Source organism: Aeromonas sp. ZOR0001, assembly GCF_000801015.1.
GTDB lineage: Bacteria > Pseudomonadota > Gammaproteobacteria > Enterobacterales > Aeromonadaceae > Aeromonas > Aeromonas veronii.
Genome location: NZ_JRJY01000103.1, coordinates 82,565 through 96,275, shown reverse-complemented (window position 1 = coordinate 96,275; position 13,711 = coordinate 82,565). Strand labels below are relative to the sequence as shown.

Annotated in this window: 15 protein-coding genes and 1 riboswitch; of the genes, 12 read left to right on the top strand and 3 right to left on the bottom strand. The window is 55.3% G+C overall.

Going from position 1 to position 13,711, the window contains the following annotated elements; all coding sequences use genetic code 11:
* Window position 1: 1 nt before the first annotated feature.
* The 11 genes from fliQ (at window position 2) to lfiJ (ending at window position 11,608) form a co-directional block, all read left to right on the top strand.
* Window positions 2-271 carry a flagellar biosynthesis protein FliQ gene (gene fliQ, locus L972_RS13025; protein ID WP_005336246.1) on the top strand — a complete coding sequence of 90 codons (270 nt, stop codon included), beginning with the start codon at window positions 2-4 and terminating at the stop codon, window positions 269-271.
* Complete coding sequence (gene lfiR / locus L972_RS13020; protein ID WP_047438710.1) at window positions 268-1,050, top strand: lateral flagellar biosynthetic protein LfiR; 783 nt, start codon at window positions 268-270, stop codon at window positions 1,048-1,050. Before fliQ ends, lfiR begins: the two co-directional genes overlap by 4 nt.
* Window positions 1,047-2,183, top strand: coding sequence for a flagellar biosynthesis protein FlhB (gene flhB, locus L972_RS13015; protein WP_047438708.1), 1,137 nt, complete (start codon window positions 1,047-1,049; stop codon window positions 2,181-2,183). Before lfiR ends, flhB begins: the two co-directional genes overlap by 4 nt.
* A 3-nt stretch (window positions 2,184-2,186) precedes the next feature.
* Window positions 2,187-4,262 (top strand): lateral flagellar biosynthesis protein LfhA, encoded by a 2,076-nt coding sequence (gene lfhA, locus L972_RS13010; protein ID WP_047438707.1) that lies wholly within the window; start codon window positions 2,187-2,189, stop codon window positions 4,260-4,262.
* 174 nt (window positions 4,263-4,436) lie between these two features.
* Window positions 4,437-4,524: riboswitch (cyclic di-GMP riboswitch) on the top strand.
* Window positions 4,525-4,659: 135 nt separating this feature from the next.
* Window positions 4,660-6,045 (top strand): lateral flagellar response regulator transcription factor LafK, encoded by a 1,386-nt coding sequence (gene lafK, locus L972_RS13005; protein ID WP_052200061.1) that lies wholly within the window; start codon window positions 4,660-4,662, stop codon window positions 6,043-6,045.
* 3 nt (window positions 6,046-6,048) lie between these two features.
* Window positions 6,049-6,375 (top strand): lateral flagellar hook-basal body complex protein LfiE, encoded by a 327-nt coding sequence (gene lfiE / locus L972_RS13000; protein WP_005336241.1) that lies wholly within the window; start codon window positions 6,049-6,051, stop codon window positions 6,373-6,375.
* A 17-nt stretch (window positions 6,376-6,392) separates the two neighbouring features.
* Window positions 6,393-8,141, top strand: a complete 1,749-nt coding sequence (gene fliFL, locus L972_RS12995) for a lateral flagellar M-ring protein FliFL (RefSeq protein ID WP_193556538.1) — start codon at window positions 6,393-6,395, stop codon at window positions 8,139-8,141.
* A complete protein-coding gene (gene fliGL / locus L972_RS12990; protein ID WP_005336238.1) occupies window positions 8,128-9,156 on the top strand; it encodes a lateral flagellar motor switch protein FliGL in 1,029 nt (342 codons plus the stop codon). Before fliFL ends, fliGL begins: the two co-directional genes overlap by 14 nt.
* 12 nt (window positions 9,157-9,168) lie before the next feature.
* Window positions 9,169-9,861 (top strand): lateral flagellar assembly protein FliH, encoded by a 693-nt coding sequence (lfiH, locus tag L972_RS12985; RefSeq protein ID WP_005336232.1) that lies wholly within the window; start codon window positions 9,169-9,171, stop codon window positions 9,859-9,861.
* Window positions 9,854-11,185, top strand: a complete 1,332-nt coding sequence (gene lfiI / locus L972_RS12980; RefSeq protein WP_005336228.1) for a lateral flagellar FliI-like assembly ATPase LfiI — start codon at window positions 9,854-9,856, stop codon at window positions 11,183-11,185. The genes lfiH and lfiI overlap by 8 nt, the downstream gene beginning before the upstream one ends.
* Before the next feature lie 9 nt (window positions 11,186-11,194).
* A complete protein-coding gene (gene lfiJ / locus L972_RS12975) occupies window positions 11,195-11,608 on the top strand; it encodes a lateral flagellar protein LfiJ (protein WP_047438704.1) in 414 nt (137 codons plus the stop codon).
* 17 nt (window positions 11,609-11,625) lie between these two features.
* Here lfiJ and L972_RS12970 read toward each other — a convergent pair whose 3' ends face one another.
* From L972_RS12970 to flgA, 3 genes are all read right to left on the bottom strand, one after another.
* On the bottom strand, window positions 11,626-12,069 hold the full coding sequence (locus tag L972_RS12970) for a flagellar protein FlgN (RefSeq protein WP_047438702.1): 444 nt from the start codon (window positions 12,067-12,069) through the stop codon (window positions 11,626-11,628).
* Window positions 12,066-12,341 (bottom strand): flagellar biosynthesis anti-sigma factor FlgM, encoded by a 276-nt coding sequence (flgM, locus tag L972_RS12965; protein ID WP_047438700.1) that lies wholly within the window; start codon window positions 12,339-12,341, stop codon window positions 12,066-12,068. The genes L972_RS12970 and flgM overlap by 4 nt, the downstream gene beginning before the upstream one ends.
* A 76-nt stretch (window positions 12,342-12,417) precedes the next feature.
* On the bottom strand, window positions 12,418-13,209 hold the full coding sequence (gene flgA / locus L972_RS12960; RefSeq protein WP_047438698.1) for a flagellar basal body P-ring formation chaperone FlgA: 792 nt from the start codon (window positions 13,207-13,209) through the stop codon (window positions 12,418-12,420).
* Between the two features lie 60 nt (window positions 13,210-13,269).
* On the opposite strand from flgA, the gene lfgB reads away from it, so the two are divergent.
* The gene (gene lfgB / locus L972_RS12955; RefSeq protein ID WP_047438696.1) at window positions 13,270-13,659 is read left to right on the top strand and encodes a lateral flagellar basal body rod protein LfgB; all 390 of its coding nucleotides are present in this window, start codon (window positions 13,270-13,272) and stop codon (window positions 13,657-13,659) included.
* Window positions 13,660-13,711 lie beyond the last annotated feature (52 nt).

Sequence of the window (13,711 nt, the reverse complement as noted above, 5' to 3'; positions counted from 1 at the left end):
TATGACCCCTGAGCAGAGCGTTGCCCTGGTTGGTGGCGCGGTCAATCTGGTGGTGACCATGGTCTCGGTGCTGATTGTACCGGGCCTGATTGTGGGACTGGTGGTCAGTATTTTTCAGGCGGCGACCCAGATCCAGGAGCAGACGCTCAGTTTTCTTCCCCGTTTTATCGTGACTCTGATGACCCTTATCTTTACGGGTAACTGGCTGTTGTCGCAGATAACCACCTTGTTCCAGGATCTTTTTCTTAAAATCCCCGGGTTTATCGGATGAATTCGCTGCTGTCCCTCAGTGCTGCTGACCTGACCGCATGGTTGGGACAGTGGTGGTGGCCGTTTATCCGGATCGGTATGGCATTCTGGGTGATGCCGGTCTTTGGGGATACCCGGGTGCCTGCGCAAGTTCGCCTGATGCTGGCGTTTATTATCAGCCTGCTGCTGGCCCCCATGATGAAGGATATGCCGGTTGTCGATCCTTTCAGTGCCGGTGCGCTGGTCCTGGCGGTCGAGCAGCTGCTGTTTGGTTTGTTGTTTGGTCTGTGTGTCCAGCTGCTCTATATGGTGATGACCACTGCGGGGCAGATCCTCTCCATGCAGATGGGGCTCGCGATGGCGGTGATGAATGATCCGGTCAACGGGGATTCAGCCCCCATCATCAGTCAGGTCATGATGGTGTTTTGCGCATTGCTCTTTCTGGGGCTGAATGGCCACCTGGTGGTACTGGATATTCTGGTGCAGAGCCTGCGTAGCTGGCCGCCGGGTTCATCTCTGGATCTGATCGATATGAAAGGTGTGATCGGGTTGTTTGGCTGGTCTATCGGTGCCGCCCTGTTGCTGACGTTGCCAGCCGTTGTCGCCATGTTGATGGTTAACCTGACCTTTGGGGTGATGAACCGGACCGCCCCTTCGCTCAATATCTTCTCTCTCGGTTTTCCCATGACCCTGTTGCTCGGGTTGCTCACCATGGCGCTCTCCATCAGTGGTGTGCCCTTCCGTTATCTGGATTTGGTTACCCATGTGCTTGAACAGCTGCGAGGCTTGACCCCGGCATGAGTCAGAACAGCGCACAGGACAAAACCGAAGAGGCCTCCAGCCAGAAACGCCAGAAAGCGAGAGATGAGGGACAGATCGCCCGCTCAAAAGAGCTCAGTTCTGCCGGTTTGCTGCTGCTTGGCGGGTTGGTGATGCAGTGGATGGTGCCGGGGTTTGGCCAGTTCTTTGCCGAGTTGATGAAGCGTCCGCAGCGTTTTGACTGGCAAGGTGCCCGTGACCCGCAGATGATGATCCATTGGCTGGGGGAAGCGCTCATAAACATGCTGTGGGTGCTGCTGCCCCTGTTTGGCTTTCTGGCCCTGATGCTGGTGTTGCTCAGCATAGTGCCGAGCGGTATGGCGCTGACCTGGAAAAAGCTGCTACCCAGTGGCGAGAAGATGAACCCTTTGAAGGGGCTGGGGCGCATGTTCTCCAAGAACAGCCTGATGGAGTTGCTGAAGTCACTGCTCAAGGTGACGCTGATCGGCGGCACGCTGGCGTTGATGTTAAATCATCAATGGCCTTCCTTGTTGATGATGAACCGGATGCCCCCTCAGGCGGCCCTCGAACAGGCGCTACGAATCCTCTCCCAGGCATTTATTCTGCTGGGGAGTGTACAGATGCTGATTGCCGTGCTGGATGTGCCCTATCAGCGCTGGTCGCTTAACAAGCAGCTCAGGATGACCAAACAAGAGGTCAAGGATGAGCACAAGAACAGCGAAGGGCGTCCCGAAATCAAAGCTAAAATCCGCCAGGTACAGGGAATGCTTGCTCGTGCGCGTATCGAGCAGCGGGTACCGCAGGCAGATGTGATTATCGTTAACCCGACCCATTATGCGGTGGCCATAAAATATGATGCGACGCGAGCCAATGCCCCTTTCGTGATTGCCAAAGGGGTCGACAGTATGGCTGAGCGGATCCGTCAGGTCGCCAAGCAGCATGACAAGATGGTGATGAGCTTGCCTGAGTTGACGCGAGCCATCTATCACTCGACCAAGGTGGATCAGGAAGTCCCCGCAGGGCTGTACACGGCAGTTGCCTATGTATTGAACCATGTATTGCAGTTAAGGGCGTATGAGGCAGGCAAGGGGAGGAAACCGACCCCTCTTGCCCCGTTATATGTACCGCCCGAGTTACGTCAACCTGAGAGGTAAGTTGTGAACTGGCGTGTATTCACCCAATCCTATACCGCAATTCCGCTGATGTTATTGGCCATTCTGGCCATGATGATCCTGCCTCTGCCCGGTTGGCTGCTGGATGCGCTCTTTACCTTCAACATCGTGTTGGCGGTTCTGGTGTTGCTGGTATCTGTCTCGGCCCGCAGACCACTCGATTTCTCGGTATTCCCAACCGTGTTGCTGGTTGCCACCTTGATGCGGCTGTCGCTGAACGTGGCCTCTACCCGGGTAGTGTTGCTGCACGGTCACGAAGGGCATGAAGCAGCCGGTAAGGTCATCCAGGCATTCGGTGAAGTCGTGATCGGTGGCAACTATGTCGTCGGTCTCGTGGTCTTCGTGATCCTGATGATCATCAACTTTGTGGTGATCACCAAGGGTGGCGAGCGGATTTCGGAAGTATCTGCTCGCTTCACTCTGGATGCTATGCCCGGCAAGCAGATGGCCATCGATGCCGACTTGAATGCCGGCACCATGGATCAGCATCAGGCCAGGGCTCGCCGTGAGGAGATCGCGCGCGAGGCGGACTTCTATGGTGCAATGGATGGTGCTTCCAAGTTCGTTCGTGGTGACGCGATAGCTGGCATGTTGGTGCTGATCATCAACCTGGTGGGTGGGTTGGCCATCGGTATCTTCCAGCATGCCTTGCCCGTCGCGGAGGCCTTCCAGCGCTATGCACTGCTGACCATTGGTGATGGTCTGGTTGCCCAGATCCCGTCCCTGCTGATGTCGACTGCTGCGGCTATTATCGTGACTCGGGTCAGCGATGAGGGTGAGATGGCTGATCAGGTAGGTCAGCAGATCCTGGCATCGCCTCGCGTTATTTATACCTCTGCAACCATCATGCTGATCCTGGGTCTGGTGCCCGGGATGCCGATGCTCGCATTCCTCAGTTTCGCAGCTGTACTGGCCTGGACTGGCTGGAGTGTCAGCAAACGAGCCGTCAATGTGCCGGATCTGGATGCAGCGCAAGAGCTGACTCGTCAAATGATTCAGCCTGAGCAGCAGGCACTGGAGTGGCAGGATTTGCCACCAGTCGATACGGTCGCCATCGAGCTTGGTTATCGTCTGGTGCCTTTGGCTGAAACGGATAAAGGGGCTGAACTGCTTGCCCGAGTGCGTGGGATACGCAAAACCCTATCCGAACAATATGGTTTTCTGCTCCCCGAGATCCGGGTGCGCGACAATCTGCAACTGCAGCCTGATCAGTACCGGATCAAGCTGTCCGGCGTCGCGTTAGCGATGGGGAATGTGGATTGTCAGCGCTTGATGGCCATCAGCAGTGGTGAGACCTATGGTGCTTTAGATGGCGAGTTGACTCAGGACCCGGCCTACGGCATGAGTGCGGTCTGGATCTCCCCTGAGCAAAAGGCCAAGGCACTTAATCTTGGTTACTCGGTGGTGGATTCGGCCACCGTGATTGCCACTCACGCCAGCAAGCTGTTGCGTGAACAGCTTGATGCACTGTTTGGTCACGATGAAGTTGGCAAACTGGGCCAATACCTGGCCAGTCAGTCCCCCCGGTTGGCTGAAGAGCTCAATCTGGCGCTGACTCAGATGCAGCAATTGAGAGTGTTTCGTCAATTGCTAAAGGATCAGGTCAGTCTTACCGATATCCGAACCGTTGCCACGACGCTGCTGGATGCGAGCGAGCTGACCAAAGACCCTGTCTTGCTGGCATCCGATGTGCGCTGTGCCTTGAAGCGCCAGATTGTGCGGCAGGCTATTGGCAATCGCGATGTGTTGGCCACCTTTACGCTGGATGATCGCCTTGAGCAGACCTTGCTGGCTGCAATGAATCAGTCACAACAGCAGGGCAAAATCCAGCTGGACAGCTTCCCTGTTGATCCACAACTGCTGGCCCAATTGCAGCAAAATATGCCGTTGGTGAAGGAACAGTTGCAGCAGTTGGGACATGCACCGGTTCTGGTCGTCATGCCGCAGCTAAGGCCGTTGATAGCTCGTTATGCTCGATCATTTGCAAAGGGTCTCAAAGTTCTCTCATATAACGAAATCCCCGAAGAGTTACGGGTGGAGGTAATTGGTACACTTGGTTAATTACTGTTGGATAAATATCCTGAAGGGAAGTGTTTTTTCCGCCCCAGCTTGAATTGCCGTATGAATACTATATGATGTGGCGAAAATTGACGCAGCAATGTGTGAAAGTTAAATAACAAAAACAATATTAATTGTGTTGCCACACGCTTAGCCCATCAGGCGGGGCGTGTTATCACATTGTAAGGGCAAACTGAACTGAAAAGTCAGGACGCAAAGCCTCCGGTCTAACAGCAGGAAAGCTAATGACAGCGGGGTTACCAAGGTGAGTTTGGATACAATTCTGTTACCATCTAGGTACAAATTTCACTTTTTTAAGTGCGAATTTGTATTTCTCCTTTGTGTCTGATAATTCAGCTCTATTGATTGTTCTATCCACAATCACAGGTGTCAGACGTCTATGTCTTCGGGATTACCAATAAATACAGCAATCGGGTTGTGTGGCGATAGCTTGGCTGGGCCACATATATTATTGATTCAGCCGCTAATAGTTGCCGAAAATGAGGTTGAAAAAATCCTATCCAAGGAAGGCATCAGGGTATCAAGCGTTAATTCTGTTAAACAATCAAAGGGCATTATTGCTGATGGTAATGTCAATTTGATCCTGCTCGATATGGATGCTATGACCGAGCTTGGGCCGCGTATTCTGCGTGAATTCGAAGGACTTGATTGTGTCATCATGGTCAATGAGCACCAGGCCACCATTGCTGCGGAAGCTATGTGTGCCGGGGCTGTTGACTATATTGTCAAACCCTTCTGCCCCCAGCAATTGCTCGATGCTGTCCGTGGTGCTCTACGCCTTCGTCAGGCGATCCCCAATCTTATCGCTGTGTCGCCCATGAGCCTGCAGGTCTTGCAACTGGCCCGACGAGCAGCCAAAACCTCTGCCACCATTCTGATCGGTGGTGAGTCAGGAACAGGTAAAGAACGGTTGGCCCGTTATATTCACGAAATGTCTGTCAGAGCGGAAAAACCATTTCTGGCGATTAATTGTGCAGCAATTCCTGAGGCAATGCTTGAGTCAATTCTTTTTGGCCACAATAAAGGTGCATTTACCGGTGCTGTTTCTGCCCAGCCCGGCAAATTTGAGTTGGCTCAGGGGGGGACCCTGTTGCTGGATGAAATATCAGAGCTTCCTTTGAACCTGCAGGCTAAATTATTACGGGTGCTGCAAGAAAAAGAAGTTGAGCGACTTGGCAGTAATCAAACGATTGCTCTTGATGTTCGAATCATTGCCGCCAGCAATAAAGATCTGCGCAAACTGGTTGCATGTGGGCTATTTCGTGAAGACCTTTTCTATCGTCTTGATGTATTGCCAATGAATTGGCCCGCATTGCGTGAACGTCCTGAGGATATTATTCCGCTGGCCAACTACTTTATTGAGCGTTATGCATCCCAACAGGGCTATCGCCTGAGTGAACGTGCCTGTCAGTTGTTGCTGTCATATGAATGGCCAGGAAATGTACGAGAGCTGGATAATGTCATTCAACGGTCATTAATCATGGCGCGTGGTTTGCATATACAGTCCGTCGATTTGATGTTGCCAAATTGTATTCTTCCCGAAGAAACAGTCGCAGCAGACACGTGGCATGCTCCCGAGGGGTTAAGTGAAACCCGGCGGCATGCCGAGTTCCAATTTGTATTAGAGACCTTGCGCCGCTTTCGTGGCCATCGTACCCGCACAGCAGATGCATTGGGCATGACAACCCGGGCACTGCGCTACAAGCTTGCGGCGATGCGTGAGCAAGGCATTGATATTGAACAGCAGATTCAAGCAGAGGGATAAAGAGTGAAGATTCAGATGATGTCATCACAGGTGACACTACTGCAGCAGATGCAGGAGATGCAGCGTGTCGCAAGCCAGACCCCTTCTATCGAATCCAATGATCTGTCGGGAGCATCATTTACCGATGCCATGCGGGATGTGGTCGGGCGCGTCAATGAACAGCAGAATGTCGCGTCAAAATTAATGGCATCCGTAGATGCCGGGCAGAGCGACGATCTGGTGGGCGCCATGGTGGCGAGTCAAAAAGCCGGCTTGAGTTTTTCAGCCTTGATGCAGGTTCGCAACAAGCTGATGACCGGTTTTGACGACATTATGCGCATGCCGCTCTGAGGTAACAGATGACTGAACTGGTAACGTCTCCTCAGGGGGCAGCCCCTGATTCGCTCAAAATCAGGTTACAAGAGGGATTACGCAACTGGCGTACCCTCTCCCGTGACAACAAATCGATCCTGACCATTGCTCTGCTGGCTGCCATTGTGGCAGGCACCATAGTCGTTATCCTGTGGACCTCCAGCAAAAACTATGTGCCCCTGTATGGCAAACAGGAGCTATACGATACCGCCAACATCATGGAGATGCTGGAGAAAGAGCAGGTGCCTTTCCGTCTGGAAAAGAGCACCGGTCAGGTACTGGTTCCTGAAAACCAGCTGGCTCATGTCCGGATGGCACTTGCAGCACGAGGGGTGCGTGCAGCCATGCCGTCTGGTCTGGAAGGGCTGGACAACGTAACCGGACTGGGTACCAGCGAATTTATGGAAGGGGCGCGTTATCGTCATGCCCTGGAAGGGGAGCTGGCCCGTACCATCATTGCCCTCGATGCCGTGCGCAGTGCCCGTGTTCATCTTGCTATTCCGAAGCGCACGCTATTCGTGGGACGTGATGAGGAGAAACCCAGCGCATCGGTAATGCTCGATATGCAACCGGGCCAATCCATCGAAGCGGGTCAGGTCGAGGCGATTGCCAACCTGGTGGCGGGCAGTATCTCCGGAATGAAACCAGGTGCCGTGACCGTGGTTGATCAATCCGGCCAGTTGCTCAGCGCAGAGCTGGGGGACAAGGTCGGTTTTGGCAAGCAGAGCGTTCAACAGATGGAGTATGTCCGCAAGCTGGAACAATACATTCGTCAGCGTGCCAATGACATGCTCTATCCCATGCTGGGCAGCACCAATTTCAAGGTGCAGATTGCGGCAGACGTTAACTTCAACGCTGTCGAAGAGACCCAGCAGCAGCTTGATCCGCAAGGGGTAGTGACCCGCGAGTCCAACAAGTCAGACAAGACCATCGATGCGCTGGCGATGGGGATCCCGGGGGCGTTATCAAACCGCCCGCCAGAAACGGCGGCAAAAGATGAAAAGGCTGGTGCTGACAAAGGCAATGCAAATGCCAATACAGCTACACAACAGAACGACACTCGTACCGAGCGTCAGGAAGTCAGCAAGCAGTACGAAAACAGTCGCACCATAGTGCACACCCGTTACCAGCAGGGACGTCTGGAACGAATTAACGTATCCATTCTGCTTAACCAGCAGATTGCTCCGAAAGGTGGCTGGAGTGCCGAGCAACTGGAACAGATCCGTCAGATGGTAGAGCGTGCTGTCGGTTTCGATGAGACGCGTGGCGATCAGATTAGTCTGCAGGCCTTCGATTTCAATGGTGCGGTACCAGTAGCCGCTCCCGAATCCAGCTGGTGGGAAACCCCTTATTGGCAAGACTCCCTGCGTTATCTGGTCGGTGGTTTACTTGGCCTGACACTGGTCTTCTTCGGTATTCGTCCGTTGGTGAAACATCTGGTTCGTACCCAGCAGCAGCCGGATATGGAAATGGGTGAGACTGAAGAAGAGCCGGAGCCCACAGTCGGATTGTCCATGCGCAGGGATGACGATGATCCCCAGCTGACGTCTGCTCTTTCAAATAGTCTGATCCGTACTGACAACAAGATGGAGCCCCAGTTCTCGTCACTCGATATGGAGTCGTTGCCGGAACCGGGATCCGAGCTGGAGGTTCAGCTCAAGCATTTGCAGTTGCTGGTTGAAAAAGATACCGCCCGGGTGGCGGAGGTTGTCAGAGCATGGGTGAGTGGCAATGAACAGCGTTAACTTGAATCAGAGTGCCGTTGATATCGATATCGACAACCTTGAGAAGGCCGCCATCTTGTTGCTGAGCATGGGGACCGAGTCTGCTGCCAAGGTAATGCAAAAGCTTTCCCGTGACGAAGTGCAGCGTTTGATCTCCAAGATGGCCTCTCTCTCTGGCGTCAGCTCGATGGAAGCCAAGTGGACGTTGCAGCAGTTCTTCAATCACTACCGTGAGCAGAGTGGAATTGGCAGTGCCTCACGGGAGTATCTGGAACAGACGCTCGATCTTGCTCTGGGGCAACGACTCTCCCGTAGTCTGCTCGACAGTCTGTACGGCGATGTGATGAGTCAGGATATCCAGCGCCTGCAGTGGGTGCCTGCCGATGTGCTGGCCCGTTTCTTCCGCAACGAGCATCCCCAGATGCAGGCTGTGCTGCTGGCCTTCCTGCCGCCCCAGACCGCATCAGCCGTGCTCGATGCCTTACCCGGCTCGGTGCATGACGATTTGCTGGTGCGCGTCGCCAGTCTCAGCAGTGTCAGTGAACATGTGCTGGGTGAGCTCAGGCTGACACTGGATCGCTGTCTCACCTACGTGGCAGATCAATCCGGTGCCAAGGTAAACGGGGTACGGCAGGTAGCCGATATCCTCAACCGTTATCAGGGGGACAAGGAGCAGATGCTCTCCCTGTTGCGCGAACACGACGGTGACATGGCGCTGGAGATCGAGAAGAACATGTTCGATTTCATGGCGTTGCGCCGTCAGAGCGACGACACCTTGCAACGTTTGGTACAGGAGCTGCCCAGCGAATTGCTGGCATTGGCTCTCAAGAACACCGAAACCAGCTTCCGCAAAGTGGTGTTGGGTGCCATGCCGAAGCGGATGGCTCAGGCGCTGGACGATCAGATCCAGAACCAGGGCAGTGTCTCTTTGCGCAAGGTCGAGCAGGCAAGGGAAGAGGTCATGCAACTGGTCCGCGAGTTGGTGGAGCAGGGCGAGATCGAGTTCCAGCTGTTCGAAGAGCCCACCGTCAGTTAACAGGAGGCATTCATGAGTCACAATGTGCGCAAATTGATGCCTGGGGCGACCCGTCTGTATCGTTTCCCTGCGCTCGGTCAGAGTGGGGAAGAGGCCCGGAGTCAGCAAGAACAGTTTGAATTCGGCTATCAGCAGGGGCTGGAGCAAGGTCATGACGAAGGTTATCAGGCCGGCTATCAGCAAGGGCTGACCAGCGGCCTGCAGGAAGGCGAGAGTACCGGTTTGCAACAAGGGCAAACCCGCGGGTTTGCTCAGGGCCTTTCGGAGGGGCGAGCCGCCTTCGAACAGGCAATGGTGCCGTTTGCCAAGCTGCAAGAGCAGTGGGAGTCACTGAGCCGGGCCCGGATGGCCGAGCAGAAAGAGCTGATTGCCCAGCTGGTGGCGCAGGTGGCCAAGCGGGTCATTATGGCCGAATTCACCCTCAATCCGCAGCAGGTGATGAATCAGGTCGAGCAGGCGTTGGCTACCTTGCCGAGTGAGTCGGAAGAGCTGGTGATCTACCTCAATGAGGGAGACCGACAGCGACTCGCCGAGCAGGGGGTGACTCGCTGCGAAGGGTGGCCATTGCAAGTTGATGCAGCACTTGGGGTAGGCGATGCCCGTATCGAAACGCGCGCAGCCGTCGTCGAGGTAAGCACCAGCTCCCGCCTGGCAACCTGTATCGAACAGCTCAACAGCTCGCTGGACGTGCCGCAAGATGCATGAAGCCTTGCAGCAGGCTCTGACCAGTGCGCTGGACAATCTGGATGAGCTACCCGCATTTCGTCGCTTTGGCCGGTTGGTGCGAGTGACCGGTTTGACTCTGGAAGTAGTCGGCTGCCAACTGGTGATGGGGCAGCGTTGTCGTGTCAGCACGGCAAGTGGCGCCCCCTTGCTGGCCGAGGTGGTCGGTTTTAACCGGGATATCTCTTACCTGATGCCGCTGCAGCCGATGAGTGGCCTCTTCGCGGGGGCTCAGGTCGAACCGATCGATGGAGAAGAAACTGTTCGGCTTGGTCGTCATCTGCTGGGGCGGGTACTCGATGGACTGCTGCAGCCCCTCGACGGGCAGCCGTTACCCGATGTTGGTGACAGTGTCCCCCTGTTTGCTCTTCCCCCCAATCCGCTATTGCGAACCCCGGTACGTGAACCGCTGGATGTCGGTATCCGCGCCATCAATGGCCTGCTGACGGTTGGCAAGGGCCAGCGTTTGGGGCTGTTCGCCGGCTCGGGGGTCGGCAAGAGTATGTTGCTGGGCATGATGACCCGCAATACCGCTGCCCAGATCGTCGTGGTGGGGCTGATTGGTGAGCGGGGCCGTGAGGTGCGCGAATTCATCGAGCACAGTCTGGGGGCGGAAGGTCTGGCTCGCGCTGTGGTCATCGCGGCGCCAGCAGATCAATCTCCCCTGATGCGGTTGCGAGCGGCCCAGCTATGCCACCGGATTGCCGAGTATTTCCGTGAGCAGGGGCAGGATGTGCTGCTGCTGATGGATTCGCTGACCCGCTATGCCCAGGCACAGCGGGAAATCGCGTTGGCCATCGGTGAACCTCCTGCCACCAGAGGGTATCCACCCTCGGTATTCAGCATGCTGACCCAGCTGGTGGAGCGAGCCGGTAACGGCACGCATCCGGATGGCAGTCTGAGTGCGTTCTACACAGTGCTGGCGGAAGGGGATGACCAACAGGATCCGGTGGTCGATGCGGCGCGCGCCATTCTCGATGGTCATATCGTGCTGACCCGCCGTCTTGCGGAAGAGGGCCACTATCCCGCCATCGATATCGGTGCCTCGGTCAGTCGGGTTATGCCACAAGTCGTGCCTGCCGAATGGCAAAAGCTGGCGGTCACCTTGCGCCAGCTATGGGGACGCTATCAGCAAGTGCGTGAGCTGTTGCCACTGGGCGGTTATCAACCCGGGGCCGATCCGCAGATGGATGAAGCGGTTCAGCGTTATCCGGGGATTGCGGCATTTCTGCAACAAGGCCTGCATGAAGAGATGGCCTTTGAACAGGTGATGGTTGGTCTCAAGCAGGTGCTGGGGCAGGGATAAGGATTCGTTATGCTGAAGTCTTATCTGGGGTTGCAACAGGAAGAGCTGGAAAATCTTGGCGCCGAGCGTCGACGCTTGCGGGAGCTGGCGTTGCGGGAAGAGCAGCGAGCACACAAATTGCAGGAAGTGATCTCCTCGCTGCGGCCCGGTTCCGACAAGTTTCACCCTTTGCTATGGCAAAACAAGCAACAGATGGATGGCCAGTTGCGCCGTTTGCTCTCCCATCAGGTGCAGCAATCTGCGCTGGCCAGACTGGATCTGGAGCGCCACGAAGTGGAACTTGTCCGGCAGTTCGGGCGGGTCAAGGGACTGGAGCTATTGCTGGCAAGACGTGATGATGTTGCTCGCCAGCAGCAGGAGAGGCGGGATCAACTGCAGCTGGATGAGCTGGCGAGTTTGCGTCACCTGACCCGCCAAGAGTAAGGGAGTAAGGCGCAAGGTTAATCCGTAATGCTGTCCGGGTCGCGATAACCTGACTCTTGTCCCAACAGCGAATGAATCGTCTCCATCTGGCCTGCCAGTAGGCGGCCATTGAGATCATTCTGGCGCAGACACTGGTGCAGCAGCTGTTCAAGCTGTTGCCATTGATTGGTTACCGTGGTGCGCAGGGGAAGTGGCAGCTTGGCTATCAGGGTGGCCATCCCCTTCTCATCGGGTTTGAGGCCCAATGTCTGCAGCTGCTGGCAGCGTAACTTTGCCTGTTGTGTCACTTTGGCCATCAGCGCTGTCTGCTGCTCGTTATGGACTTGCAGGCCATCGACATCATGGCTTGCCAGCAGTGCATGTTGGCGCAGCAACAGGGCGGTGAGTTCGGTATAGTGGCCGTAATCCTGCTGGATCCCGAGGATCAATGCCTTGACGGTGGCCTTGGTATCCACGCTCATCGGCGATGCATATCCAGAATGGCCTGACCCAGCGCATCCAGATCGATCTCCAGCTTGCCTTCACTGATGGCTTTGCGGATCTCGTTGACCTTGTCCATGTCGACGTCGGATGTGGTGGCCAGCTGGCTGCGGGCGTTGGCTACTGACTGTGCTGTGCTGCTGATCCGTGCTTCGGATGACTGTGCAGGTCTGGTTTCCGGCTTGGTCGTTACATCTGGTTTGCGGCCAGGCAGGTTTTGAATATAGAGCGAGTCAGTACGGGTAATTTTCATAACATAAATTCCTGATGGTCTGTCTATGACAAGCGACCCAAGGCTTGTCGAACTTGAATCAAATTGCGATCTTGGTTCAAAAACGGGTTTCAACTTCCCCTATATCAGTCACCCATGCCTGTATCTGCTTGCCAGAGCTAAGATTTTTCACTCTGATCCCGTCGCCTATTGCGCCATTATCGAGGGCCTCCCCTCTGGTTGTGGCGGAGAACTCACCTTTCCCTGCACGAATTAGTACCCCTTCTCCCTGTTTGACCGCCCAACTTTTTTGTAAGTCCAGCTCACCGATGAGCTGTCCGCTTCTCAGATGCCGGTTACTTTTATGGCCAAGCAGGGAGTGATTGCTCGGGATAAACCCGCGCTGTATGCGGCTGACATCCAACTCTTTCTCCACCAGATCGCTGGCGCTGATGGCCTGGCCTTTTGCGATATCCCGTGCAGCAACCCAGATCGGCAACAGTAGCGAGACCTCTACCCGCCCGCGCACTTGCCAAGCGGGATCTGTGCATTCGATGAGATAGGGGCGTCGTCCCCAAGGTTGCCGATACTGGCCACCTGCTTGTAACGAGAGTGAGTGTGAGGGGCAGGGAGGAAGGTGTTCGGCGGAAGGGGCAAGCCAGACCCGAAACTCCCCTGAGGTTGCAGGCCATCCCTGCTGGGTGATGTAGTCATCAAGACTCTGGCGGGCATCTTGTTCAAGCAACTGTTCAAGCATTGTGCTTTGCACCTGCGGAGCACCGTGCGCGAATGCGCTCAGCAGTAGCCAGAGGATGCCACTCCATTTCCACACGGGAAGTCGCACTTCCTCATTTCTCATCTGCTTGCGGCGGATGGTGCATGGTAACCGCTTGAAACTAGGTATCTTCATGGTTGGCATGAGTCTTGATAAGGGGTAACCCCGGTCTGAGTGAACGATAAAGGATGAAGCATGAGTATCTCATTTGACAGCGCCCTCGGCGTACACCCTTATGCCCTCGATGTCAGGGCCGAGCGGGCGCGTATTCTGGCGGGAAATCTGGCCAACGTGGATACACCGGGCTACCTGGCTCGGGATGTCGATTATAAGACGATTCTGGGCCGTGTCGTGCAGCAAGTTGCTGCGGGCGAGGAGAGTCAGGCCATCAGTCAGGGCGCCATGCGTGACGATATGCGTCACCCCCTCTATCGCATTCCTTATCAGGTCTCCATGGATGGCAATACCGCCGAATTGGGGGTTGAGCAGGGCAAATTTGCCAACAACGCCACCGATTTTCAGACCAGTCTCACTTTCCTCAATATGAAGATTACCGGGATCGCCAAGGCGATCGAGGGCCGTTAACCATGTCGTTTAACAAGATTTATGACATCGCCGGCAGTGCCATGCGCGCCCA